Source organism: Saccharopolyspora pogona, assembly GCF_014697215.1.
Lineage (GTDB): Bacteria > Actinomycetota > Actinomycetes > Mycobacteriales > Pseudonocardiaceae > Saccharopolyspora > Saccharopolyspora hattusasensis.
This window is the reverse complement of sequence record NZ_CP031142.1, coordinates 8,651,113-8,676,940: the sequence shown is the minus strand read 5'-3', so window position 1 is coordinate 8,676,940 and position 25,828 is coordinate 8,651,113. Positions and strand designations below refer to the sequence as shown.

General features: G+C 68.8%; 15 protein-coding genes and 1 pseudogene. 6 read left to right on the top strand and 10 right to left on the bottom strand.

The window, feature by feature from the left end; translation table 11 throughout:
- Positions 1–63: 63 nt before the first annotated feature.
- A complete protein-coding gene (locus tag DL519_RS40990) occupies positions 64–525 on the bottom strand; it encodes a hypothetical protein (RefSeq protein ID WP_190822947.1) in 462 nt (153 codons plus the stop codon).
- On the opposite strand from DL519_RS40990, the pseudogene DL519_RS49570 reads away from it, so the two are divergent.
- Both DL519_RS49570 and DL519_RS40985 read left to right on the top strand, forming a co-directional pair.
- Positions 488–658 (top strand): annotated as a pseudogene (locus tag DL519_RS49570) (hypothetical protein); the annotation flags it as partial. The gene DL519_RS40990 and the pseudogene DL519_RS49570 overlap by 38 nt on opposite strands.
- 31 nt (positions 659–689) lie before the next feature.
- A complete protein-coding gene (locus DL519_RS40985) occupies positions 690–902 on the top strand; it encodes a hypothetical protein (protein WP_190822945.1) in 213 nt (70 codons plus the stop codon).
- Positions 903–1,192: 290 nt separating this feature from the next.
- Here the strand turns inward: DL519_RS40985 and DL519_RS40980 are convergent, their stop codons facing one another.
- The 6 genes from DL519_RS40980 to DL519_RS40955 form a co-directional block, all read right to left on the bottom strand.
- Positions 1,193–1,651, bottom strand: a complete 459-nt coding sequence (locus DL519_RS40980; RefSeq protein WP_190822943.1) for a nucleoside deaminase — start codon at positions 1,649–1,651, stop codon at positions 1,193–1,195.
- A gap of 79 nt (positions 1,652–1,730) precedes the next feature.
- Complete coding sequence (locus DL519_RS40975; protein WP_190822941.1) at positions 1,731–3,149, bottom strand: RsmB/NOP family class I SAM-dependent RNA methyltransferase; 1,419 nt, start codon at positions 3,147–3,149, stop codon at positions 1,731–1,733.
- The gene (gene fmt / locus DL519_RS40970) at positions 3,146–4,078 is read right to left on the bottom strand and encodes a methionyl-tRNA formyltransferase (RefSeq protein WP_190822940.1); all 933 of its coding nucleotides are present in this window, start codon (positions 4,076–4,078) and stop codon (positions 3,146–3,148) included. Before fmt ends, DL519_RS40975 begins: the two co-directional genes overlap by 4 nt.
- A gap of 1 nt (position 4,079) precedes the next feature.
- Positions 4,080–4,625, bottom strand: a complete 546-nt coding sequence (gene def, locus DL519_RS40965; protein ID WP_190822938.1) for a peptide deformylase — start codon at positions 4,623–4,625, stop codon at positions 4,080–4,082.
- 210 nt (positions 4,626–4,835) lie between these two features.
- Positions 4,836–6,629 (bottom strand): gamma-glutamyltransferase, encoded by a 1,794-nt coding sequence (ggt, locus tag DL519_RS40960; RefSeq protein WP_190822936.1) that lies wholly within the window; start codon positions 6,627–6,629, stop codon positions 4,836–4,838.
- 115 nt (positions 6,630–6,744) lie between these two features.
- Positions 6,745–8,346: a putative glycoside hydrolase gene (locus DL519_RS40955; RefSeq protein WP_190822933.1), complete on the bottom strand. Its 1,602-nt coding sequence runs from the start codon at positions 8,344–8,346 to the stop codon at positions 6,745–6,747.
- Positions 8,347–8,525: 179 nt separating this feature from the next.
- Between DL519_RS40955 and DL519_RS40950 the strand changes: the two genes are divergently transcribed.
- The 4 genes from DL519_RS40950 (at position 8,526) to DL519_RS40935 (ending at position 10,685) form a co-directional block, all read left to right on the top strand.
- Complete coding sequence (locus DL519_RS40950) at positions 8,526–9,566, top strand: polysaccharide deacetylase family protein (protein WP_190822931.1); 1,041 nt, start codon at positions 8,526–8,528, stop codon at positions 9,564–9,566.
- A 190-nt stretch (positions 9,567–9,756) separates the two neighbouring features.
- Positions 9,757–9,963, top strand: a complete 207-nt coding sequence (locus tag DL519_RS40945; protein WP_190824657.1) for a hypothetical protein — start codon at positions 9,757–9,759, stop codon at positions 9,961–9,963.
- Positions 9,964–9,994: 31 nt separating this feature from the next.
- Positions 9,995–10,144, top strand: coding sequence for a hypothetical protein (locus DL519_RS47875; RefSeq protein WP_223840086.1), 150 nt, complete (start codon positions 9,995–9,997; stop codon positions 10,142–10,144).
- A gap of 370 nt (positions 10,145–10,514) precedes the next feature.
- The gene (locus DL519_RS40935) at positions 10,515–10,685 is read left to right on the top strand and encodes a hypothetical protein (protein ID WP_190822929.1); all 171 of its coding nucleotides are present in this window, start codon (positions 10,515–10,517) and stop codon (positions 10,683–10,685) included.
- A gap of 29 nt (positions 10,686–10,714) precedes the next feature.
- Here the strand turns inward: DL519_RS40935 and DL519_RS40930 are convergent, their stop codons facing one another.
- The 3 genes from DL519_RS40930 to DL519_RS40920 all read right to left on the bottom strand — a co-directional run bounded on the left by DL519_RS40930 (position 10,715) and on the right by DL519_RS40920 (position 25,724).
- On the bottom strand, positions 10,715–12,742 hold the full coding sequence (locus DL519_RS40930; RefSeq protein ID WP_190822927.1) for a primosomal protein N': 2,028 nt from the start codon (positions 12,740–12,742) through the stop codon (positions 10,715–10,717).
- A gap of 356 nt (positions 12,743–13,098) precedes the next feature.
- On the bottom strand, positions 13,099–20,862 hold the full coding sequence (locus tag DL519_RS40925; RefSeq protein ID WP_190822925.1) for a protein-glutamine glutaminase family protein: 7,764 nt from the start codon (positions 20,860–20,862) through the stop codon (positions 13,099–13,101).
- Complete coding sequence (locus DL519_RS40920; RefSeq protein WP_190822923.1) at positions 20,859–25,724, bottom strand: WXG100-like domain-containing protein; 4,866 nt, start codon at positions 25,722–25,724, stop codon at positions 20,859–20,861. Before DL519_RS40920 ends, DL519_RS40925 begins: the two co-directional genes overlap by 4 nt.
- Between the last annotated feature and the right edge of the window lie 104 nt (positions 25,725–25,828).

Sequence of the window (25,828 nt, the reverse complement as noted above, 5' to 3'; positions counted from 1 at the left end):
GCAGCCCCAGCTGCACATCGCTGCCGAGCAGCTTCCGGGCATCCCCGCTGAGGTCGATCAGGCTCAGGTGCGCGGTGTACCACCCGTCCTCCCCCGGTGCGCCGGACGGATCGTCGCGACCCGGCCGGGACCGCACCACCCGGCTTCCCAGCAGTTCAGCCCCGCCGGGGACACCTGAGCCAGCTCGCCGGTCGCGACGGTGTAGACCCACAAGCTCCGCCACCCGGCGTCGTTGGTCCCGTCCTCGACCTCCGGGAACCACGCGGGCCGCTCCCGGACCTGCTTCGAGTACGTGCCCGATCCCTGCCCGCGGGAGAGGTCGGCGCCGAGCCCGGCCACCCCGAGTAGCACCTTGCCTCCGTCCGGCGACCAGTGGGCGTACTCGACCGTGCCGGGAACGTCCGGTGCCGGCCGCGCCTCGTCGAAGCGGTCGCCGTCGAGCAGGTACAGCGGTTTCGGCGTCGAAGGCCACCTCGGGTTCGACGGCCTGTTCCAGTTCTCGCCGTTCCGGTTCGCCGTCCACATCCCCGCTCATGTGACGCTGAAAGCGTTCGGCGTCGGCGCCTTCGGCATCGACCTCGACTTCCAGCTCGAAGGACCCGCACCCTGGCGCGCTCGAGCGGATCATCAACATCGAGTTCCAGAACCCGCCAGCTGCTCCTTCGGTCCCGAGCCGCTGGCCACCCATCGTGGCCCAGCTCGCCGGCCACGATGGCGACTTCGCCAAGGACACAGTCGCAGCCCAGTGGGCCGGAACGTCGGCCGCCGAACTCAGGCGAACTCTGGACGCCGACCCGTTCAACCTCCCGCAGCAGCGCCCCCGGGTCTCCGACGGTCCTCGGCCCCGCGACTGGTGGATCAAGGACCTGCGCGAGGCCGCCGACCGACTCCGAGCGCAGTGACCGCGAGTAACAGCACCGGGCTCTCGGCAGACAGCCGGGAGCCCGGTTGCGCCTGGACCACCGGCGTGGACCAGGCGTATGGACCGCTGGTCCACCCTGGTCCGCATGGACCAGGGTGGACCAGGGCGGTCCAAACGCTGACCTGCCTAACGCATCTGGTCCACCTGGTCCAGCACCAGTCGACTATCGCCGGCCGCCACCGCGTGTTCGACTGTCACGTGCGTTGGCCTTCAATCAATGATGGAAAATCCGTGGCAACAGTCGCCAGCATTCGCGGGTCAACCGACCGGTCACTGCGCGTCCTCGCCGATGTCCTCGTACCAGAGGCGGGGATTGGCCTCGATGAAGTCGGCCATCAGCCTGGTGCACTCGGGGTCGTCGAGGAGCACGACCTCGACGCCGTTCCCGGCCAGCCAGTCGTGGCCGCCGTGGAAGTTCCGGGCCTCGCCGATGACGACCCGCCCGATCCCGAACTGGCGCACCAATCCGCTGCAGTACCAGCAGGGCGACAGCGTGGTCACCATGGTGGTCCCCGCGTAGGTGCGCTGCCGCCCGGCGTTGCGGAAGGCCGCCGTCTCGCCGTGTACCGACGGGTCGTCGTCCTGCACCCGGCGGTTGTGGCCGCTCCCGAGCACTTGCCCGTCAGCGCCGATCAGCGCGGCACCGATGGGAATTCCGCCCTCGGCGAGCCCCGCCTTCGCCTCGTCGGCCGCAACGGCCAACCAACGCCAGTAGTCCACTTCGGACACTTCCCACCTCGCACGTTCGCGGCTGGGCGAGGGGCACCCGCGACCCCGGTTGCGGGTGCCCCTCGCCTGCTTCGACTGGTCAGCTCGGCACCCGCAGCAGGGCGCAGTACATCGCGTCGGTCCCATGACGGTGCGGCCAGAGCTGCACGCCCGGCCCGTCGCCCAGGTCCGGCACGTCCGGGAAGTACTGACGCGCATCCAGCTGCTCGACCCCGGTGCGGCGCACGACGTCGGACACCACGCCCGCGGTCTCCGGCAGGTGCGGCGAGCACACGACGTACGCCACCACGCCGCCCGGGCGGGTCAGCTTGATCGCCGAGATCAGCAGGTCGCGCTGCAACTTCGTTAGCTCCCCGACGTCCGACGGCTGCCGCCGCCACCGCGCCTCCGGGCGACGCCGCAGCGCTCCCAGCCCGGTGCACGGAGCATCCACCAGCACGCGGTCGAAGCCGGGCTCCAGGCCAGGGTCGCGGCCGTCGGCCACGTGCACCGACACCGAGAGCCCCTCGGTGGCCTTGCGCACCAGGTCAGCGCGGTGCGGCGCCTGCTCGACGGCGTCGAGCGAGCCGCCGTCGAGGGTGACCAGCGAACCGAGCAGGTTGGCCTTGCCGCCGGGCCCGGCGCACAGGTCCAGCCAGCGCAGGTCCGAGCCCTCGACCTCCGGCCGGGTCAGCGCGAGCGCCGCCAGCTGGCTGCCTTCGTCCTGAACCGAGGCGAAGCCCTCCTGCACCGGCTCCAGGTCGCCGGGGTCGCCCGCGCCCGCCTCCAGCCGCACCCCGTACGGCGAGTACGGCGCGGGGTCGCCGCCGGTGATCGCGGCGAGCTCGTCGGCGCTGATCTCGCCAGGGCGCGCGGTCAGGTGCACCGCCGGCCGGGCGTCGTCGGCGGCCAGCGCCGCCTCCAGCTCGTCGACGCCGAGCGCATCCGCGAAGGCCTGCGCGATCCACCGCGGGTGCGCGTACCGCATCGCGAGGTGGCCGACCTGGTCCTCGGCGCGCGCCGGGGCAAGCTTGTCGACCCAGTCCTGCTCATCGGACTCGGCGGCGCGGCGCATCACGGCATTGGCGAAACCGGCCAGCTTGGAGCCGTTCTCGAACCGCACGATGTCCACAGTGGATGCGACGGCGGCGTGCGCCGGGATCCGGGTGCGCAGTAGCTGGTAGACCCCGAGCCGCAGGGCGTCGAGCAGCTTCGGGTCCAGCTCGGCCAGCGGCCGGTTGCTGCACTCGTCGATGACGGCGTCCAGCAGGCCCTGCGCCCGGCAGGTGCCGTAGGTCAGCTCGGTGGCCAGCGCGGCGTCCCGGCCGGTGATGCGGCGCTGCTTGAGCAGCGGCGGCAGCGCCAGGTTGGCGTAGGCGTCGCGCTCCCGCACCGCTCGCAGCGTCTCTACCGCGGCGAGGCGCGCCGGGTCGATATCCGCCGGCCGGGCCGGGGTGGACTTGCGCTGCGGCGGGCGGGCCTTTGCCGGCCGGGACGGCCGGTGGCGGCGATCGTTCACTTGAGCCGTTCTCCTTGCTCGATACGGGTTCCGCGGGCCCAGTCGGTGGCGGCCATCCGCTTCTTCCCGGCCGCCTGCACCTCGCCCAGCGCGACCGCCGACGTCCCGGTGCCGACCAGCACGCGCCGCCGCTCCACCCGGATCTCGCCGGGGGCCAGGCCATCTTCCACGTCGTCCACGATGGACACCGGGCCGAGCTTGAACCGCTCGTCGCGCAGCAGCGCCCAGGCGCCGGGATCCGGGGTGACCGACCGGATCAGCCGGTCCACCGCGGCGGCCGGGGCGGCGAAGTCGACCTTGGCGTCCTCGACGGTCACCTTCGGCGCGTAGCTGGCGCCGTCGTTCGGCTGCTCCTCGGCGCGCAGCGTGCCGTCCTCGATGCCGTCCAGGGTGGCGGCCAGCAGGCCGGCACCGGAGACCGCGAGCCGGTCCAGCAGCTCACCGGCGGTGTCGGTGGCGCGCAGTTGCTCGGTCACCACGCCGTAAACCGGCCCGGCGTCCAGCTCGGGCACCAGCCGGAAGGTGCTGGCCCCGGTGAATTCGTCGCCGTGCTTGATGGCCGCCTGCACCGGGGCGGCGCCGCGCCACGCGGGCAGCAGCGAGAAGTGCAGGTTCACCCAGCCGAACTTCGGGATGGCCAGCGCCTTCTCCCGCAGCAGCGCGCCGTAGGCCACCACCGGGCAGCAGTCCGGGGCCAGCTCCTCCAGCCGCTGCAGGAAGTCCGGGGCGGCGGCGCGGGCTGGGGTGAGCACCTCGATGCCGTGCTCGTCGGCGAGGGCCCCGACGGGGGAACGCACCAGCTTGCGGCCGCGCCCGGCCGGGGCGTCCGGCCGGGTGATCACCGCGGCGACCTCGTGCCGGTCGGAATCCAGCAACGCCTGCAGCGCGGGGACCGCGGGGGCGGGCGTGCCGGCGAAGACCACGCGCATGTCAGCGACCCCCGAACAGCGGGTGCGGGCTTTCCTTGATCACCGGCGCGTTGCCGTCGAACCACGAGGCCTGGCGGATCTCGCGCAGCGCGGCCTTGCGGGTCTGCTCGTCGAGCCGGTCGACGAACAGCACGCCGTCCAGGTGGTCGGTTTCGTGCTGGACGCACCGGGCGAGCAGGTCGGTGCCCTCGACCTCGACCGGTTCGCCGTGCATGTTCCAGCCGCGGGCCACCACGTGCTTGGCGCGCAGGCAGTCCCAGTACATGCCGGGTATGGAGAGGCAGCCCTCCTGGCCGAACTGCTCCTCGTCGTCGACCGCCGTCCACGTGGGGTTGACCAGGTGCCCGGCGAACCCGTCGCAGTGGTAGGTGAAGACCCGCAGGCCGACGCCCAGCTGCGGCGCGGCCAGTCCGGCGCCGCCCCGGTCCTGCATGGTGTCCCACAGGTCCTGAACGAGGGTGCGCAGCTCCTTGTCGAAGTCGACCACCTCATCGGCTTTGGTGCGCAACACGGGGTCGCCGAAGAGTCTGATCGGCTGGACGGTCACTTGAACTCCCTGGGATGTCGACGTCGACGATTGGCGACCCGACGAGTCTAGTCGTCGCCCGGTCCAGGTCGCCTGCGTGGGAGTTCCGCCGCAACGGCGCCGCGCCACCGGCCGTCGCGCGCCGGTTTCCGCTGGTCAAACGCCGTGAGCGCTTTTGGGTGCCATGGCGCCCAAAAGCGCTCACGGGTAGCTGCCGGGCGAATCGCAGCCTCAGCGGGTCGGGACCACCACGGCCGCCGCGCCGCCGCCGCGGCGTTCGCGCTCGGCCGCCGCGACCCAGCGGCCGTCGGGCAGCCGTTCGACGCCCGTCGCCGAGCCGATCTCGCCGGTCGTCCTGAACTGGTGGCCGATGGCCTTCAACTTGTCCGCCTCCGGCTGGGCCAGGAATCCCGGCTCCGCCTCGGTCTGCGCGGCGTTGCGCTGCGAGGCGCGGGGCTCCGCGATGGCGTCCACCAGCGACAGCCCGCGGTCCAGGCGGCCGGTGAGCACCTGCAGGACCGTGGTGATGATCGTCGCGCCGCCCGGGCTGCCGGCCGCCAGCAGCGGCTTGCCGTCCTGCAGCACGATCGTCGGGCTCATCGAGCTGCGCGGGCGCTTGCCCGGACCAGGCAGGTTCGGGTCCGGCTGGCCGGGGGTGACCGGGGTGAAGTTGAAGTCGGTCAGCTCGTTGTTCAGCAGGAAGCCACGACCGGGCACCACGATCCCGCTGCCGCCGGTCTGCTCGATGGTCAGCGTGTAGGCCACCACGTTGCCCTGGGCATCGGCCACGGTCAGGTGCGTCGTGTTCGGCCCCTCGTACGGCTCGACGCCGCCGGAGGTGCCCGCCTGGCAGCCCTGCGGGCTGCGCGGATCGCCGGCCGCGACCGGCGTCTGCAGCACGGCGTCGTCGCTGATCAGGCAGGCTCGGGAGGCCGCGAACTCCTCGCTGAGCAGTTCGTCGGTGGGCACGTCGTTGAACTCCGGGTCGCCCACCCAGCGGTTGCGGTCGGCGAAGCCGATCTTGCTCGACTCCAGGAACCGGTGCAGGTACGCGGTCTTGTCGGCGCCGGCGAGGTCGGTACGCTCCAGGATCTTCAGCGCTTCGCCGACGGTCGTGCCGCCCGAGCTGACCGGGGCCATGCCGTAGACGTCGAGCCCGCGGTAGGTCACGTGGGTCGGCGCCTGCTCGTTGGTCCGGTAGTCGCTCAGGTCGTCGACCGTCATGCCACCGGGACGAACCTGGCGGTTCGCGGCCGGGTCGGCCGGCGGCTGGTTCACCGCCTTGACCACGTCGGCGCCGATCTCGCCGTTGTACAGCGCGCGGATGCCTTCGGTGGCCAGCGCCCGGTAGGTGCGGGCGAGGTCGGGGTTGCGCAGCACGCTGCCGACCTCGGGGAGCTTCCCGCCCGGCAGGAACAGGTCGCGGGTCGCCGGGAAGGCGCTGAAGCGCTCCTGGTTCTCCTCGGTCTGCTGGCGGAACGTCTCGTCGACGACGAAGCCCTTGCGGGCCAGCTGCTCGGCCGGGCGCAGCACCTCGGCGAGGTCCTTGTTGCCCCAGTGGTCCAGCGCCGCCTGCCAGGTCATCAGGGTGCCGGGCACGCCGACGCCGAGCCCGCTGGTGACCGCCTGGTCGAACGGGATCGGCTTGCCGCTCTCCACGAACATGTCCTCGCGGGCGGCGGCGGGCGCGGTCTCCCGCCCGTCGATCGTCTCGACCGCGCCGGTCTTGGCGTCGTAGTGCACGAAGAAGCCGCCACCGCCGACGCCGGCCGAGTAAGGCTCGGTGACGCCCAAGGCCGCAGCGACCGCGACCGCCGCGTCGGTGGCGGTGCCGCCGCGCCGGAGCACCTCGATCCCGGCCTGCGTCGCGTACGGGTCGACGCTGGACACGGCACCGCCGAAGCCGATCGCCTCGGCCTGCTTCGGCGGCTCAGGTGGCCCGCCCGGGGCCGCCTGGGCCATCGGCGCGACAAGGGCGCACGCGGTGATCACACCCAGGGTGAGTCGAACGGGCCTCGCGGGCATCGCCACCTCCAACATCGACAACGCCGCATACTCTGCCCAGTCTGCGCCCCCAATACAACAGCGCCATGGCAAGCTTTTGCCGCGCCGGAGCGCAATTCCGCGAGGAATTCGCGTCCTAGCCCGTCGGGCCGAGGGCGGTGTCGTGGTAGCGGCAGTTGGGGGCCCAGAGCAGGAACGAGTTCATGCCGTTGGCCCGCGCCGCGTTGATCTGCGCCGACACCTCGCCCGGGCCGTAGCTGACGCCGAGGCTGAAGTCCTGCAGCCACGGGATGATCTGCACGTCCGTGCCCTCGACCGCCTTGGCGAACGCCGCCAGCGAACGCACCACGATGTCGTAGGGCTGGGAGTTGGGGTTGCCGACGCCGAACTCCCCCGGAGCCCAGTGCGACGGGTACACCATCGGCGAGACGTAGTCCACGTACCGCGAGATCTGCCGGATGTCCTGGGCGATCTCGGTCGGCCGGTCCACCGAGATGCCGAACACCGACGCGCCCAGCAGCGCGCCCCGCGACCGCACCTCGGTCTGGGTCTGCCGCAGGAAGTCGGCGATCGCGGCCTCCGGCGTGGTGGTCAGGCCCGGGATGCGCATCTGCTCGATGTGCCCGTCGGGCCGCCGCACGTAGTCGTAGAGGACGTCGTCGAAGCCCAGCTCGGCGGCTTCGGCGGCGAGGTCGATGTTGTACCGGACGACCACGGGATCGGCGAAGTTGGTGAACGCGTAGCTGCCGTAGGCGCCGCTGGTCCAGGGCTGGCCGGCGGCGGTCTGCACGACCCGCTCCGGGTGTCCCCCGTGCCAGGACGCCGCGCCCAGCACCGGGTCCTTGAAGGCGACCAGCCGACCGACCACCCGCACGCCCAGGCCGTGCAACTGGTCGAGGACCTGCCTCGCGTTGTAGTAGCCCTTGACCGCGCCGAGCTGGTGGGCCATCGGCACCGCGGAGTCGTAGACGACCTCGCCGCTCTCGTCCTTGAGGTCCAGCTCGACGGTGTCGATCTTGCCTTGCCGGGCCATCTCCAGGACGGGTTCGCGCAGCGAGCCGCTGGTCCAGGCCAGCCCGGTCAGGTGCACCGCGCGCATCCCGGCGTGTCTGATGTGGACGGTCATGGTCCGCTCGGCCCGGTTGCCCGCCGCGTCGGTCGCGACCACCTGAACCTCCCGGTCCGGCCGGTCGACGACCGCGCTGAACCCGCCCTGCGGATCGGGCACCGCGGGCTTGCCGGCCACCTCCACCCGGGTGGCGTCCTGCACGGTCCCGGTGACCGTCACCGGCTTGTCCGGCCCGTCCGGCCGCAGCGAGTCCTCGACCTGCAGCACAGGCGGCACACTGTCCACTGTGAACATCCGGGTGATGGTGACCGAACCGAGCCAGGACGGGCTGCGCGGCACCACGACGCGCAACTCGTGCGGCCCGTCCGGCACGCCCGCCACCTGCACCGCTCGTGCGCCTTGCTGGTCGACCGTCGGAACTTCCCTGCCGTCGATCAGTACGCGCACCCCATCGGTGCTGCCGGTCCGGATCTGGATCGAACCCACCTCGGCGGGCACGATCGGATGGTCCGGTAACCCTGCGATTTCAACGTCCTCCGTGGACATGGATCTCAGCAGCAGGAAGCCGAGAAGCAGCACCACCAGGCTGCCCACCACGACCACGACAGATTTGGGCATGTCGGCCGGCACCGACTTGGCGCGGGCCGTGCTGGAACCAGCATCCGTCATCGCTTTCGCCTCCTCGACCTCAGGCGAACTCGCGCGGCTGCACGAAATTCGATCAAGTTCTCGCCGGCCGCGATGACCGACAGTTCCACCTTCGCAGCCGGAGCGCGGAAGATCAATGACCACTTGGAGTATCCACAGTAGGGAGCCGATCTTCTACGTTGGTGGGGATGCGATCAGCAATGCGGAACGTTCGCGTCGGCGGCGTGGCGACGGCGGCGGTCCTGCTCGCGGTCTGCGCGGGGTGCAGCGGCGAAACCGGCCCGGCGCAACCCAATGCGGTCGTCCAACCGCCCGCGCCACCTCCCGCTCCACCGCCCGCTCCACCCCCGCTGCCGGCACCGGAATCGGTGCGCGCCAACGAGCTCGGCGACGTCCCGGTGCTCATGTACCACCGGATCACCCCCACGCCGAACAGCGTTTACGACCGCACACCGGAGGATTTCCGCGCGGAACTGGAGCGGCTGGCCGCCGAGGACTACGTGCCGGTGACCGCAACCGAATACGCCACCGGCCGGAGCGACGTCCCGGCCGGCAAGCACCCGGTGGTGCTCACCTTCGACGACGGCTCGATCAGACAGTTCACATTGGACGGTGCGGGCGAGCCGGCGGCGGGCACCGGCATCCGCATCCTGCTCGACGTCGCCGCCGCGCATCCAGGTTTCCGCCCGGTGGCGACCTGCTACGTCAACGATCCGCCGTTCGAGGAACCCACCGGTCGGCGCACCCTGGCCTGGCTGCACGAGCACGGCTTCGAGATCGGCAACCACACGCTCGACCACGCCAACCTCGGCCGCACCCCGGATGCCGAGGTGCGGCACCAGATCGCCGGGATGCAGCGGTTCATCACCGGTGCCGTGCCGGGCGTGCAGGTCCGGTCGATCGCGCTGCCGCTGGGCGTGCACCCGAAGAACGAGCGGCTGGCGGCGGACGGCTCGGCCGACGGGGTCGACTACCACCACGACAGCGTCATGCTGGTCGGTTCCAATCCCGCGCCGTCGCCGTGGTCGGCGGACTTCGACCCGGCCAACGTGCCCCGGATCCGCTCGCAGGGCACGACCGGTCAGGACGCGCAGTACGGCTCCACGGCGTGGCTGGACAAGCTCGCCGCCGACCCGGATCGCCGCTACACCTCGGACGGCGATCCGAACCGGATCTCCGCCCCGGCCGACCGGAAGACCGCGCCGTCGGCCGCGGTCGGCGCGCGGCTCTACGAGTACTGAGCCAGCCATTCCTCGCGGGTCGCCGCGTGTTCGACGTCGCCCCGCTCGGCACCTTCGATCGGACCGCCCGGCCAGTCGTTCCAGCACACCCCCAAAATCCGGCCACTGATTTTCCAACCACCCGGGCAGAACGGCAGACCTACTGGCCGCGGCCCGGCGAGGATTGTGCGCGCGCAGCGGGTCGCCGACGATGGGCGACATGGTTGAGTTTCGGTTCCGCGGAGCGGAAGCGGGCGCGGCGGAGGTGCACGATCGGTCCGAAGTGCACTGGATCCGCGAAGACACCTGCATGCGCTGCCGGCACACCCCACCACCCGCCTGTGACCACCCGGGGGCGGTGCAATTTCGCGAGAAATTGACCGTCACCCGGGTGAACGCCAATTTCTCGCGAAATTGACACCCCTCGCCCAACCGAAGGAGAACCACCGATGTTCTGGATCCAGCTCGGCACGTTCGTCCTGTTCAACCTCCTGATCCTCGCCATGCTCACCACCCAACTGCCGACCAGAGACATCGCGTTCTCCACGGGCCAGCACGCCGAGGCGGCGACGGCGCCTACGCGGTCTGGCACCTCATAGCCGACATCGAAGCCGAAACCCACGCCGCCGAAGAACCGGACGCCAGGAGCGAACATCCCCACATACCAACGAGATTCCCCACCACAGACCCCGACGACCCCAGCGACCTCGACGAGCCGACCAGGCGGCACCACCTGCGTGCCTGAACAGCTCGTGAGTGCTCCTTCCGGCTCTTACCGGAACGAACACTCACGAGACCTGGCCTCCCCAGCCGCTCGCGCTGCGTCGCTTCCCGATCCACTCGCCCCGAATGGCGACACACCATCACCGCGACGTGTACACCATACGTAGCGGCGTGATTACAAGATCCCATCAGATGCGGAGAGCCCCCAATGCAGCAAATGCTGCCGAATTCAAGGATCTCGTTGACGTGCACGGCACCGGAAACGTCCTTGAGCTACCGAAGGAGATGAGGAGGTACCGGACCGTGGAGTTCACTGGCTACCGCTACGGTTCGCGGCAAGACGACACGCTGGTGACGAACGTGCAAGTCGAGCCGTGCGGCCGAAACCGCACGCTGCCGTCGCCGCCGAGGTGCTGAGTCTGGCTCTGGAAGCCGAATGATCAGCCCTACAGCATTTCCAGGGGATCCATGCGGACTTGGAGTTCTGCGGCCTTCCGGGCCGCCCGGACGGCTTGGGCCGCGTGGAGGGAGCCCGCCAGGGCTCGGCCTTCGGACCGGTCGACGCGGACGATCAGGCGTTCCCGCTCCGAACTGCCGTCCTCGTCGACCTCACCCAGCGGCACCGGGCCGAGGACTTCGGCGGTCGCAGGCAGGTCCGCCGAATCCAGCAGGGCCTCGATCGCCTCCGGCTTGCCGTCCACCGCGGCGACGCGGCGGGCCGGCGGGAAGCCGAGCTCCGCGCGCTCGGCGAGTTCCAGGGATGCGAACCACACCGGGTCCCAGCGCACCAGTGCTTGCACCGGTTGCAGCGACGAATCGGCCATGACCACCACCCGCCCACCATCGCGGGCGGGCCGGACCAGCGCTGCCGCCGCGAACCACAGCCGCAGCGCCGTCTCGGCCGCGCGGAGCTCGGGGCGGCCCAGCAGGGTTCGGCCGTCCAGCAGCAGCGCCGCGCCGTAGCCGCCTTCGGCGACCGGCTCGGCACCTGGGGTGCACACGATCAGCGCCGGCTTCGCCGGCACCTTCGCCAAGATCTCGCCCGCACCGGAGGTCCGCACCGACACGTTGCTGAACGCTCGCCCGAGCTCCTCCGCGGTGCGGCTGGCGCCGACCGCTACGGCGCGCAGCCGCCGCGAGCCGCAGGAGCTGCACTTGAACGCCGCTTCCGCGGCTCCGCACCAGCTGCACGCCGTCGGCTTCGGCGCTCCGTCTTCGCTGCCTCCCGGCAGCGCCAGCGGCCCCGCGCACCGGCGGCATCTCGCTCGCTCGCGGCAGTCGCCGCACGCGAGCGCCGGCACGTAGCCGCGCCGCGGCACCTGCACCAGCACCGGCGCTCCCGCGCCTAGCGCGGCTCGCGCCGCTTCGAAAGCCACCGACGGCAGCCGCGCTGCGCGCGCCGCCGGGTCGCGGGCCAGTTGGGTGTCGTCTTCGCCGATCGCGGTCACCCGCGGCGCCGCTGCCCGCACTTCCGTGCGGTGCGCGACCAGTTCGTGCGCCCAACCGGATTCGGCCAGCAGTGCCGCTTCGGCGGTTCGGGCGAATGCTCCGACGATCAGCGCCGCTCCCGCCGCGTGTGCGCGTTGGGTCAGCACGTCGCGGGTGTGCGGGTAGGGCACCTGCGGGTAGCTGTGCAGGTCGTCGCCGTCGTCCCAGACCGCCGCGAAGCCCAGGTCGTGGACCGGGGCGAACATCGCCGCGCGGGTTCCGATCACGACGCGCACCGCGCCGCGCAGCACGGCCAGCCAGCGGCGGTAGCGCATCGACGGGGCGAGATCGGCGGCTAGGGCGACGACGCCTTCCTCCCCGAGGAGCGCCGTGCAGGCGTCTTGTAGTCGTTGCAGGTCTCGGTGGTCGGGTACGACGATCAGCGCGCCGCGTCCGGCCGCCGCCGCGGTGGCGGCGACTTCGGCGAGGCGGGTGGGCCAGTCCTCGCCGGGTAATGCCTGCCAGACCGCCCGAGCCGATCGCCCCGCGTCCACAGCGTCCAAAAAGGACGTTCCGTGCTGGTAGCGGGCCCAGGCTCCGGCCGTGGGCCTGGGCGGCGGTGGTCCGGGTTCGCGGGGGGCGGATTTCTCCGCCGCGGCGTGCCGGGGTGGGATCGCCAGGCGCACCACGTCGGTGAGCATCCCGCCGTAGCGGGTGGCCACCGCGCGGGCCAACTCCAGTAGCTGCGGGCTCAGCACCGGTTCCGGGGAGGGGATCCGCTCGACCCAGGACAGGGTGCCCTGGAAGTCGGTGGTCTCGTTGCGCTCCAACAGGTAGCCGTCGACCAGCTTGCCCCGGAAGCGCACCCGCACCCGGCAGCCCGGCACCGCCTCGGCGTCCAGCCGGTCTGGCACCAGGTAGTCGAACGGGCGGTCCAGGTGCACCGGCAGCGGGACGTCGACCAGCACGCGGGCCACCGGTCGGGTCGCCGCCGCGGTCCGCTCTGCTGTCTCCCCCTTCCGCTTCCGGGGTTGTGCACCTGCCATGTCTCTTCTCTACCAGAGCACCCGGACCCGGCCGTCAACAGCACGTCAGAACGGACTCCCCGGGCGTCAGGACCTCGTCCGGACATCGGTGGCGGGGACCGCCCGGGCGTAGGCGGGACCGCCCGGGCGTAGGCGGGGCCCCGCGTCTGATTAGCTGCTGGTCGGGGTCGTCATCGGGGCCCCGGGCAGCGCACACAACTGCACCGCAAGGGCCCAAGCGGTTCCCGACGCCGCGTGCCGACCGGCTCAGCCGATCCCGATCGTCCGATCCGAGCGTGAAGTAGCGGATCAGCTCTCCTCACCGGAGGCGCTCACGGCCGGTCATCTGGTCCACACCGACGACAGCGGAATCAACATCAAGACCCGAGCACCTGACCAGGGCGTACAGAGCTAAGCGTTGTTTGTTCGCCAGTCCGGGACGCCAGGGCGCGCCAGGCCTTCTCGACCTTCCGCATCCCAGGCAACCTGTCCGCGACCCACTGCAAATCCGTTGAGGTCCAGGCTCCCTGCCGTACCATGCGTTTCGCAGCTTCGATGTTCCGTGCATACTTACCGCCCGGATCGAATCCCCGCGGCATCATCTTCAAATGCTGTTCCATTCGGCCCGCCAACTCGGCCACCTCCGCAACCGCAGCCAGGTTACGATCCAGCCACACGGACTCCGGCAAATCAAGCAACTCCGCCACTCGCGGCAACTGGCCATCCAGCCACGCCACCTGCACCGGCCCACCCAGAATGATGTCGGCGGCCGTCGGCTGCGAACCCTCCCCCCGCGACGCGGGCGCTGCGGAACCATCGCCATCGCTGCCCCCCGCGGAGGCGCGCAGTCCGGCAGGCTGAGCCCACCAAGCCACGGCATCGCCCGCGCCCGCCATCACGCCCAACTCCAACGTCGACGCGGGATCGATCCTTCTGCCATCACCCTGGACCGCGTCCACGAAATAGTGCGCCTGCCCGCCTTCAAAGAAGTCACCAGAGGTCAGGAACGTATTCACGTCGTTGCCCGTCACATACTCTGCCCGCAGGACATCCTGCGAGTCCGCCGGCGGCACCCTCAGCACAAGGAAATGAACGTCGTCCCCCGCCCTCTGCTCCATGAACTCCCGCACGGCACCGGGGCCATCGGTCAGCCGAAGCTGCGGGACAACACCCCCGGTGGCCTTCTGGAAGTGCTCACTCGCCGCACCTCCCACAACCCGCCGCAACACACCAGAGTGCAGCATGCCTTTCGCGGCGCGGAGGCTGTCGGCGATTTGTTCCAGCAACTCCGTGGCCGCCTCAGGACCCGGGTCAGGAATCACGATGCCCGAGCCCCGCACCATGGCCTTCGCGACCTCATTGCCGAGCAGTACCTGAACAACGATGTAGTTGACCGAAGCCTTCAGCGACTTCCCCAGTCCATCGATGACCTCTCGCGATTCTGGCCGCAGAGGCGGAACTGGGCCAGCCCAACGAGCGCGAAGGCTCCGGAAGACGTAGTTCACCGCATTCCACTGTGACCGTGCGTCGGACGGGAACTCGCCTCCCTTCGTGGCATCGGCCCACGCGAGACGGCGCTCAGCCTCCCGTATCCAGTTCTCGTTCCACACCAGCCTGAACGGCGCTGGCGGGAGGAGCCCGTCCGCGATGGCCCGCAGAACAGCCAGGCGCAGCTTCCCAGCTCGCTCCGCGTGGGGCTCGAGGACGCCCGCCAGCCACTCCCATACATATTGCTCTTCTACAGGCACGTCGTCGCGGTCGGTCACCTCGATTGCTCTGCCCGGACCGAGGTAACGCACCAGCTCCGAGCTCGAGAGCCGGGCGGCCTCGCGCATCCGCTGCAGAGCGAGTTCGCTGGGCTGGCTACTGCCGTCCAGCCACTCCTGAACCGTGGGTTTGGTATTTGTGGTCACCAAGGCCGCCCGGGCCGGACCGAGGTGGCGCACCAATTCCTGATCCGAGGCTTCGGCCGGAACAGCACCCCCGGCGACGTACTTCACCACATGGCCAAGAGTCCGCGCCCACCCATCCTGCGAGGCCGCCTGCACGCCCCTCCGGGGGTCCAGCTCCCCCTGCGAGGCCGTCTGCAGGCCCTTCAGGGGGCCCAGGCCCAGCTTCCGCAATCGGTCAGCCAGCGCGACCGCCCTCTCCGGCCCGCCGAACGCCGCGACAATCGCGTCCAGCAAGATCCCACGCACCACCGCACGATCACCGCCACGGCCAAGACGCCACTCGCGCACGTCTCCCTGAAAAACGCCGATCGCCTTGGCGACGTCCCCGTCCTCACCGAAGAAGCGCGTGAGGTAGTCAAACTCACGACCGTCCAGGGCATGCACCAACTCATGCAGCACGCTCAGCTCCCGCCGACTGGGCTGCCGGCCTGACACACCGGCACGCTGCGGTGCCGGACCGCCGAGCTCGCGCACCTCCACCCGGATGTTGGGCTTGCTCCCGGCACGCACCACCTGGTCCAGGCCACGGAAGAAGGCCACCGCTTGCCGCAGCTCCTCGCCGTACGCAGCCGCGCTGCGGGTGTCACGCCCTTCCTCGCCCCACCCCCCCAGCCGACGGCTGCGATCGGCCAGGCGCACCATGAACTCACCCAGAGCACGCAACCGCTCCTCGTACAGCGGACCGTCCGGCACCAGGTCTTTGACCAGACTCTTGACCTCCTCCCGCCCGCCGTAGGTGCTGACCACCGACCCGATGATCGCCCGGCGCAACGCCTCGGCATGCCACCCTTCGGGCAGGTAAGACCACATCCGCCACACCCGCGCCGTGGCCTCATCCACCCCCAACGCCTGAGCCAGATACCGGCTCTCGCGCACCCCCGGGTTGACCATATTCATCAACACCGCAGGCCGCCCCTCATCCTCCAAATCCGCGAACAACCCACCCCATTCGACCTCACGGCCACGACGCCACAGCCTCTGATCCGCCAGCCCGTACTCCACCCTGACACCAGCCGGATCCACCACATGCACGAAGAACTCCACCGACTCGCCGATCTTCTCCAACCAGGTACCCTGCGGCAAAACCCCGTTCGGATCCAGATGCTCCGGCACCACCCCCAAATGAGCCGGCGACCCCTGGGTCAGCGGGTCCCACAAGTCCTCCGGCCGCTTGGCGCTATCCGGCCTCGCCCCTTGCGCGTACTCGCCCATCACATACCAGGCGTCGATGCCCTTCTCGACCAACACCGGTGCTTCCGGAATCGACGACCACCCCCTGCCGGCTCTCCACGTCGTCTCCCGCTCCATCACCACCACCACATGGCCCGCAACGCCCAACCAGTCCTGCATCTGCGCGAACGCCACGACATTGTGACCATCAACATCGGCCAACCTCGGCCGCGCAGCCACTCCCGTCGCCGTCCTGAAAGCTTCCAGCGCCGCGCGCCCCTCCCGAGAAACCCCCGCCAAATCCTCCGCGTCCAACACCACACGCCGACCATCCACCACATCCGGCAACGACCCCCGTGACCCACCCTGCACGTACTCCACCTCGCCGCCACCCAACTCAGACCCCGTCCACGCATCCACCCGAGGCCTCAACGGCATCAGCTCACCGAAGGACACCGGGGCGGAATCCACATCGGACAGCCGTGCTGGTTCGCCATCGCGTGTGGTGGCCGCAGACTGCGGGCCCCCGGCCGCCGAGGCCGCCCAAGGCCATGTCGCCTCCGGGGCCACCGCCTGCGGACCGGAGGCCGGAACAGCAGCCGAGGAGTCCGCCAGACCGGCCGGCACCGGAGCACCGGGCCCGCCCACCGGCCTGGGACGAGAACCATCTGCGGCGAACACACCCGGCGCCTCCTCCAGGCGTTGCCCGGCACGCCGTTCGGCCGTGCGGTTCATCGCGATGAGGCGGCTTTCGTCACCCCGAAACCAGAGATCGGCCTCAAAAAGATCCCTCGGGATTGCCTTCGGTTTCTCTGGATGCGGAAGCCAATAAAAGTGCGCGGGCGCGAGCAAGACGATAGCCCGACCTTGGGGAATCACCCTCCCGCCGTCATATGTGCGCGACGGCCCGGTTCTGCAGTCGTCGGTGAACTGCTGCTGTATCTGTTCCGCCGTACCGCCATAGTACGTAACGGACTCGTCATGGGCGTTGACACCCATCTGACGGAGCCACTCGTCCACCGTCAGCGGACGCGCATCGTGATCGTCGCTGTTGGCACTGATGGCCCAGTCCAGCACCCACGACCTCGGCCCGGAACGGGTATGCTCCGTGACCATCGGCGCGACGTGATAGCGAAATTCCACTTTCGCGGGAGTGCCTGGCAACGCCTTTTCTGCATATGGGGAATAAAAGCTCAGAGCAGGTTCGGTGCGGGCAACGAAGATCTTCATCGGCGAGGCGCCCATTCGCACCAGGTCCATCACCCAGGCGTGCGCTCGGAGCCAGCAGCCGTTTTCGGGGTGATCATAACGAACCGGCGTCCTGCCAAGGGAATAGTTTTCGAATGTGGTGGTGTTCTTCAGCTTCTGGTGCCACCCGATTATCTGCTCCATCGAAGTGGCCCGCGAAATGACGTCACCCAAGACGTTCCCGATCGCTTCGTGATAATCACTCCGCAGCTGGATCAAGTCTGTTCGCAAGTCCGAGCCGAACTGGGTCTTGTAAGCCAATTGCACCGCCCAAATCTTGCGTAGCTCACGGTCCAGCGCACGCATCAGGCGCATCGCGGCCTCGAAAGACTGCTCCCGCACCACAGGATCGGACGCCCCCAAACCTGTAGCCACGTGCCCACGAACCGCAGCCGCGTACTCGAACACATCCCGCCGGTGGTACGGCATGTAGCCGAGTCCCGGCGGCACCGAGGTAAACGGCGGCTCAGGATCACCGGTGTCAGGGGAATCAGGCTGCATTCGCAATAACTGTGCCGCATACGCGGCATCCTCCCCGCCGAGGACATCGGCCAACGCCGAATCCAGCTCCCGACCGGTATGTGCCTGGAACGCCCGGTGCAGTCCCTCGACTGCGACCCGCTTTCCCCCCACCGAGCGCAACGCATCCATCACCGAGTCGACATCAATGTCCTTCTGCGACAACAGCTTGTCCAACGTTCGAGCCCGCCACTGCGCCACCGACCCGAACTCCTCCGGTCGGACGGTGGCAAGCGTCGGCGAACCCGCATCCGCCGACCCCGGACGGAAACCGTACGCGCGCGTGCTCTCTTCCAACTGCGCCAGATGCCGCGGCAACAGCCGACCACCACGACTACCCAACCACATCACGCTTTCGTCGCCATACACCCGGTTTCGGCGCGGTATCGCGATCCGCTGGTTCTTGGACACCGGCATGTCGTCCCGATGGAACACACCCCGATCATCGTACCCGGGCCAAAGCTGTTGCGGGGTTTCATCTAGAATTCCCAGGTAGAGCCCCAAGATCCGGGCGAGCTCCGCATCGGAACCCACGGGGTCCATGTTCAGGAGGCTCACCTGCATGCTGCTGTCCTGGGAGATCGCCTGGTGCGCATTTTCCGGATCGTCCGGGAACTCGACCCGCACATGGAACTGCTCGCCCGACGGAAACCGGTAACCCTGGTTGAAATACCGATCAGCCGCAGCGCGTACCTTCTCGACGCACGTCGCGCGATCGATGGACCCCATAAGCGAGTCGGTTTCCAGGAAAAATTTGAGGGTGTACTCCTGAACCCAACGCCCCTTCACCTTGATCCGCCGCACGTCGTATCGCACCAACTGCTCGTCGCCTACGATAGACCTTGGGGTGCTGTGACCCGCCACTTCCCACAATTCGGACCGAACCGAGAAGTCCGGCTTAGCCTGCCGCAGTTTCTCCCACTGGTCACGTCGCAAGGGAACCGGCTCGGGATCGAACCACGAAGCGGTCTTCGCCCGACTACGCCGCCACGAAGGATCTGTTGATGGAATATCAAGCAGTGCCGCAAAGTCGTCACAAAGCGCATTCATCAACTCCGCGATGTCGCGACCATCCGCTATCTCCCGTGTCTCCCCCACACCCGTCAGCAGTTCGGTCAGCACTAAGCGAATTGCGTCGTGCACGTCATTGTCCACCGTGCCCGGCTCCGCCTGCGGCATCGGCTCCAGCATCGCCGCCGCCACTCCGTGGAGGATCCTTACCGACGCCGGGTCAGCGGACGTCTCCCACTGCTCCACCCGATCCGCGGCCTCGCCGATCCGCTCCGCCCACCGCTCCACCGCGGTATCAGTCCGCTCAGCAAGGTCATTACGAAGCGCATTGATCAAGCCGTTGAATTCGACACGGCGCGCGATCTCCAGCCTCACCGCACGGGTGATCGAATCCCACAGACGCTCTTGCTCGTCGACCGACGGCCCCCGACCCGCAACCCCCTCCGGACGCTCACCCATCCACTGCTGCACGGCCGCCGCCGCCCGCAATCCAACTTGATCACCGAACTCCCCATTGGCAGCCAAATAGCCGGCCCACCGAGCCTCAAAATCATCCACCGTGCGATGTGGCACGGTCCGCTCGACGACTGCACCTTCGTCCTGCCTGTCCGGCACGGAGGCAGCGACACCATCCTGCGAAACAGCGCCGCCCTCCGCCGAGACAACACCACCGTCAGGCCTTGGGTTCGCAGACGGCACCCCGTCGTCGCCGCTCAACCTGGAAAGCCGCTCCAGCAACGCTGCCCGCTTCGTCTCGTCGAAGACGCTCTCGGTGTCGTCGGTCGCCGCATCACCCGACGCATCCCTAGTGGGCTCCGACCGCACATCCCCACGCAGCGCGGGCACCGCGCCCGCATCTCCGACCGATTCGGGCCCCGCACCTGGGCCCCTCCCCCGCTCGGGCCCGGCGCCCGCACTCACAGCCATCAAGTCCACCCAAATACGGGCCAGCGTGTTCCGTACCTGCGCGATCTCACTGTCCCCGACGCCAAGCATCATGTTATAGGCCATCACGCTTACAGCCCGCGACGAGCCATTAGATGGCGCCCCCAATTTTTTGGATGCGTCGTTTAACAAGTCTGCCCTTTCCGGGCCAGACAATTCCTCCAACCCCGCGTTGGCTTGATCGCTCAACCCTCGCAGTTCCCGATCCGCAGCAGCACGACGCAACGAGCGCGCCAGGCCGCGCCATTTCTCCTCGACCTTCCGCATCCCAGGCAACCTGTCCTTGACCCACTGCAACTCCGTTGAGGTCCAGGCTCCCTGCCGTACCATGCGTTTCGCAGCTTCGACGTTCCGTGCATACTCACCGCCCGGATCGAATCCCCGCCGCATCGCTTTCAGATGCTGCTCCATTCGGCCCGCCAACTCGGCCACCTCCGCAATCCCGGCGAGGTTACCGAGCCGCTCCAGCCGCACGGACTCCGGCAAATCAAGCAACTCCGCCACTCGCGGCAACTGGCCATCCAGCCACGCCACCTGCACCGGCCCACCCAGAATGATGTCGGCGGCCGTGGGCTGCGAACCCTCCCCCCGCGACGCGGGCGCTGCGGAACCATCGCCATCGCTGCCCCCCGCGGAGGCGCGCAGTCCGGCAGGCTGAGCCCACCAAGCCACGGCATCGCCCGCGTCCGCCATCACGCCCAACTTCAATTTCGACGCGGGATCGATCCTTGTGCCATCACCCTGGACCGCGTCCACGAAATAGTGCGCCTGCCCGCCTTTAAAGAAGTCACCAGAGGTCGGGAACGTATTCGCGTCGTTGCCGTTCACATACTCTGCCCGCGGGACATCCTGCGAGCTCTCTGCCCGCGGGACATCCTGCGAGTCCGCCGGCGGCACCCTCAGCACAAGGAAATGAACGTCGTCCCCCGCCCTCTGCTCCATGAACTCCCGCATGGCATCGGGGCCATCGGTCAGCCGAAGCTGCGGGACAACACTCCCGGTGGCCTTCTGGAAGTGCTCACTCGCCGCACCTCCCACAACCCGCCGCAACACACCAGAGTGCAGCATGCCTTTCGCGGCGCGGAGGCTGTCGGCGATTTGTTCCAGCAACTCCGTGGCCGCCTCAGGACCCGGGTCAGGAATCACGATGCCCGAGCCCCGCACCATGGCCTTCGCGACCTCATTGCCGAGCAGTACCTGAACAACGATGTAGTTGACCGAAGCCTTCAGCGACTTCCCCAGTCCATCGATGACCTCTCGCGATGCGTGGCGCAGACGCGGTACTGGATAGTTCACCTTCTTCCACTGTTCCGATGCGTCGGACGGGAACTTTTCTCCCTTCGTGGCATCGGCCCACGCGAGACGGCGCTCAGCCTCCCGTATCGCGTTCTCACTCCACACCAGCCTGAACGGCGCTGGCGGGACGAGCCCATCCCGGATAGCCCGCAGAACAGCCAGACGCAGCTTCTCAGACTCCCCCGCGGGGGCTCGCGGACGCCCGCCAGCCACTTCCATACATCCGACTCGTCTATAGGAAACCAGTCGAAGTCGGTGTCGGTCACCTCGAGTGCTCGGCCCGGACCGAGGTAGCGCACCACCTCCGAGCCCGGGAGCCGGGCAGCCTCGCGCATCCGCCGCAGATGGATCGGGGCGGGTTTGCTGCCGTCCCGCCACTTTTGAGCCGTGGACTCGTCAACTCCGGCTACCAAGGCCGCTCGGGCCGTGCCGAGCTTGCGCACCAATTCCTGATCCGAGGCTCCCGCCGGAACAGCACCCACGGCGACGTAGTCCAACAGACCGCCCAGAGTCCACTCCAACCAAGCCTCCATGGGCAGCAAACGGAGAACCCTCTCCGCGGTTTCCGGGTCCGGCTGCCGTTGCGAGGCCACCTGCACGCCCCGGTCCAGCTCCCTCTTCGACGCCATCTCCAGGCCCAGCTGCTTCAGAGGGCCCAGGCCCAGCTCCCGCAACCGGTTAGCCAGCGCGACCGCCCCTTCCGGCCCGCCGAACGCCGCGACAAACGTGTCCAGCAAGATCCCACGAACCACCGCACGATCACCGGGACGGCCGCGAAGCCACGCATGCACGTCTCCCTGAGAAGCGCCGATCACCCCGGCGACGCCCAAGTCCTTACCGAGGAAGCGCTTGAGGTAGTCAAGCTCACGACCGTCCAAAGCGTGCACCAACTCGTGCAGCACGTTCAGCTCCCGCCGGCTGGGCTGCCGGCCTGACACACCGGCACGCTGCGGTGGCGGACCGTAGAGCACCCGCACCTGCACCTGGCTGTCGGGCTCGCTCCCGGCACGCACCACCTCGTCCAGGCCACCGAGCCTCGCCACCTCTTGCCGCAGTTCGGCGAGGTAATCAGCCGCGCTGCGGGTGTCACGCCCTTCCTCGCCCCACTTCCCCAGCCGACGGCGGCGATCGGCCAGGCCCACCATGAACTGCCCCAGAGCACGCAACAACCGCTTCTCGTACGGCGGACCGTCCGGCAGCAGGTCTTTGACCAGACTCTTGACCTCCTCCCGCCCGCCGTAGGTGCTGACCACCGACCCGATGATCACGCGGCGCAACGCCTCGGCATGCCACCCCTCGGGCAGGTAGGACCACATCCGCCACACCTGCGCCGTGGCCTCATCCACCCCCAACGCCTGAGCCAGATACTGGTGCCGGCGCACCCCCGGGTTGACCAGCCCCATCAACTCCGCAGGCCCATACCCATCCAGGACCTCGAACAACCCACCCCACTCCACATCACGACCCCGAAGCCACAACCCCTGATCAACCACCCCGTAGGCCACCCCAACACCAACCGGATCCACCACATGCACGTAGAACTCATCCGACTCCGAAATGTCATCCAACGGGAAAAACGCCCGCCGCAAGTCCTCCAGCCGCGCTGCGCTACGCGACCTCTCCCCTTGCGCGTACTCCCCCATGACGTACCGGGCATCCACCGCCTCCGGCTGCGTCTTCTTCCGCACCACCAGCACATGACCCAACACGCCCAGCCAGTCCAACACCCGCAAGAACGCCTCAACATCGCGACCATCAACATCAGCGAACAGTGGTTGCGCGTGCTGTCCTGTCGCCGTCTCAAAAGCGGTAACCGCCGCGCGCCCCTCCCGAGACAGCCCCTCCATACCCGCCGGGCCCAGCACGACACGCCCACCCACCACATTCTTCAGCGGCACACGTGTGTCCCCTTGCATGTACCAGGTCTGGACCGGTCGGGTTTCGGAACGCTTGCCCATCCACGCGTCGAACCAGGACGCCCACTTCGCATCCACCGGACGCTCCAGCGGCATCAGCTCACCAAACGGCACCGGGGCGGAATCCACATCGGACAGCCGTACTGGTCCCGCCCCGGCCCGGATTCTCAGCCCGCTGCCCCGCGTACCCAGCCTGTCCGCCAGCGCCCGGGAAAACTCCACCACCTGGTCCTGGTGATCATCGCCGAGCTCGCGGCGCTTGGCCGCGACCAGCGCCACCACATCCTTCAGCGGCACGACAGCATCCGCACGAGCCAACCCCTGGACGTCATGCGCGAGCCACACAATCTGTCCGGCCGCCTCCTTTTCGTCGCTGGACAAGCCCAGCTTCTTCGCCCGGGCGATCTCGCGGTCCAGATCCAACTTCGACCACTTCTCCACCGGTATCCCACCGGTATCCCGCACCGTGCCCGCCCCGACATCGTGTGTGATCGCCGCGGGCTGTACCTCCCCAGCCCCCGACCTCTCCTGGGCAGACACCGTCCGGGCAGCCGTCGTCTCATCTCCGGCCACCGTCTTCCCACCGGAGGCGGCCGGGACCGTTGCCGAGGCCTTCGCCAGGCCGGCCACGCCCCCACTCCCGCCGGCCAGCACCGCAGCACCAGGCCCGGCCAGCGGCCTGGGACGAGAACCATCCGCAGCGAACACCGTGAACTGCGGCCCGCGCCTGCCCTGTCTCTGCGTCATCGCGACAACGTTGCGCCCTATATCCTTCGCCAGTTCCGAACCCTGACCCGGCGTCACCACCACACCCGCATTCGGATTGCTGTGGGACACCAGCAGCACAGGCCCGCCCGTGGAATCCGCGACACCGCCCCGCACCACGAATTCCGCCAACCCGCCACCAGCAACCACATCCGCGGGCACCGGCACCCGCACCGTGTCCGCCGGCAAGCCCACCGGCAGCACCGCCGCCGGATCCCGATGCAGAGACGGCGCCGCCTGCGCCCCCTCCCCCGACAGTGTCGCCGAATCCGGCGACACCACAGCCCCATCCTGGCGATGCGAATCCCCACGCCCCGCAACCGAGTCCGCACCGGGATCCCCATCGCGGCCGGTCATCCCACTCGGCGACGCCGGATGCCCCGCGGGCACACCACCGTCGGAGTCCACAACAGACCCGGACCCGACAGCCTCCGGTCGCGCGGCATCCGCGGGCACACGACCGTCGGAGTCCACAACAGACCCGGACCCGACAGCCTCCGGTCGCGCGGCATCCGCGGGCACACCAGAAGCATGTGGGGTCACCGCCGGAGAGTCCTGTGTCTTCGAGGTATGCACCTCCAGCGGCCGCTTCCCGGGCGCGGCCTGATCGTCACCGGCAACCGGACTGTACGGCGGCGGCGTCACCGGCCGGTTTGAACCGAAACCCGGTGCCCCATCGGAATATGCGGGTGGCGGTGTGCCCGGCCGGTCCTGCCCGGAACCTGGCACGACCGGAACACCACGAGCCGGCGTCCCGCCCGGCACACCGCCATCGGCACCCCTCTTACCGTCCGTGCCACCCTTGCCGTCCGTGCCGACCGCAACAGCAGACACCGGAGGGGAACCGGACACCACCAGGTCATCACCAGAAGGCACCGACACCGCAGCCGAATCCACCGACCCGGTATCCGATCCCGAGAAAACAGAGTCCACACCAGACACATCCGAGGAATCCGAGGAATCCGAGGAATCGAACGTGCTGTCCTTGCCCGGGGAGCCAAGGGGGTTCCCTGTCTGCGACCCGGACCCTATCCCCAGCAGCGGGGTCTTCTCCTCATCAAACCCGCCACCATCGTCGCTGCCGCCCTCCCCCCGGCCGGTGCCGTCGAGGTATGGGCTCGGGCCATCCGGGTGCAGCTTGCCCCGCCACGCCAAACCCGCCAGATTGCCCAGGCCGCTGAACACCGTCTCGAACGCACCCGCCGTCACCGAGAACGGGTTCCAGGTCACCTCCTGACCCGTGGCCGCCAGATACCCCACCTCCCCGAGCAACTCCGACAACGCATTCTCCAACGCCTCCCCGACCCACTCGCCGAACCGCGCCAACCACATGCCCCGCACCGACATCCCCGCATAAACATCCAGATGCTCCGCCACGACATCCGCGAACTTCGCCATCGCCGACACCGGATACAACTCCGCGTGCTCGGCCACCGCCTTCTTCACCGCCGCCTCCAGAATCGCCGCGTCCACTTCATCGCCCAGCCCCTGCACCAGCACCTTCGTCAATGCGTTGCCCACTAGACCGCCCACCGCCGACAACGGCAGCGACACCAACGCCGAGAACGCCCCCATCCCCGCCGCCTGCTCGGTCAGCTTCCCGTCCCACTTGTCACTGGACTTCTCACCCAGCATCTGCAACTGGGCCTGCAGATCCGGTACCACGTTGAACGCCACACCACCGGCCGCCGCCATCGCCAACCGCATGAACAACTGACCCCACCACCGCGACAACAAAAACCGCATCACCGCCATCCGCGCCGCCAGCCACGCCATCGACGCACCACCGGTCGCCCCCGCCCAATACACCGCCCACGCCATCTCAAACAACAACAATTCCAAACCATAAATCGTCACCAACTTCAAATACCGCACCTGCCGCGCCAGATCCCGCACGAACACCGCCAACTCCCGCAACGCCCCCTCACCCGAGGCCAGCAACCCATCGAAAACCTCCAAACCCCCCGCGAACCGATCCGCCGCCTTCCCCGAAAACTCCGTCCGCACCTTCCCCACCAACTCCGCCACAAAACCCCCTACCTCCCCCACCCCCACCGCACCCGACTCCAACGCATCCGCCACCGCGAACAACCCACCCTCATCCGCATCCGTCATATCCTCACCCGTCAACACCTGAAAAAGCCGCCTCACCCCCTCCGGCACCATGATCGACGAAAACATCACCACCACCCCACCCTCAAACCAGCGACGAGGAAGCCTTGAGCCGCCCCGGCGTGTCCCCAGATTTCATCTGTTGAGAAGGAGGGAATCGTGTCTCGTTCGAC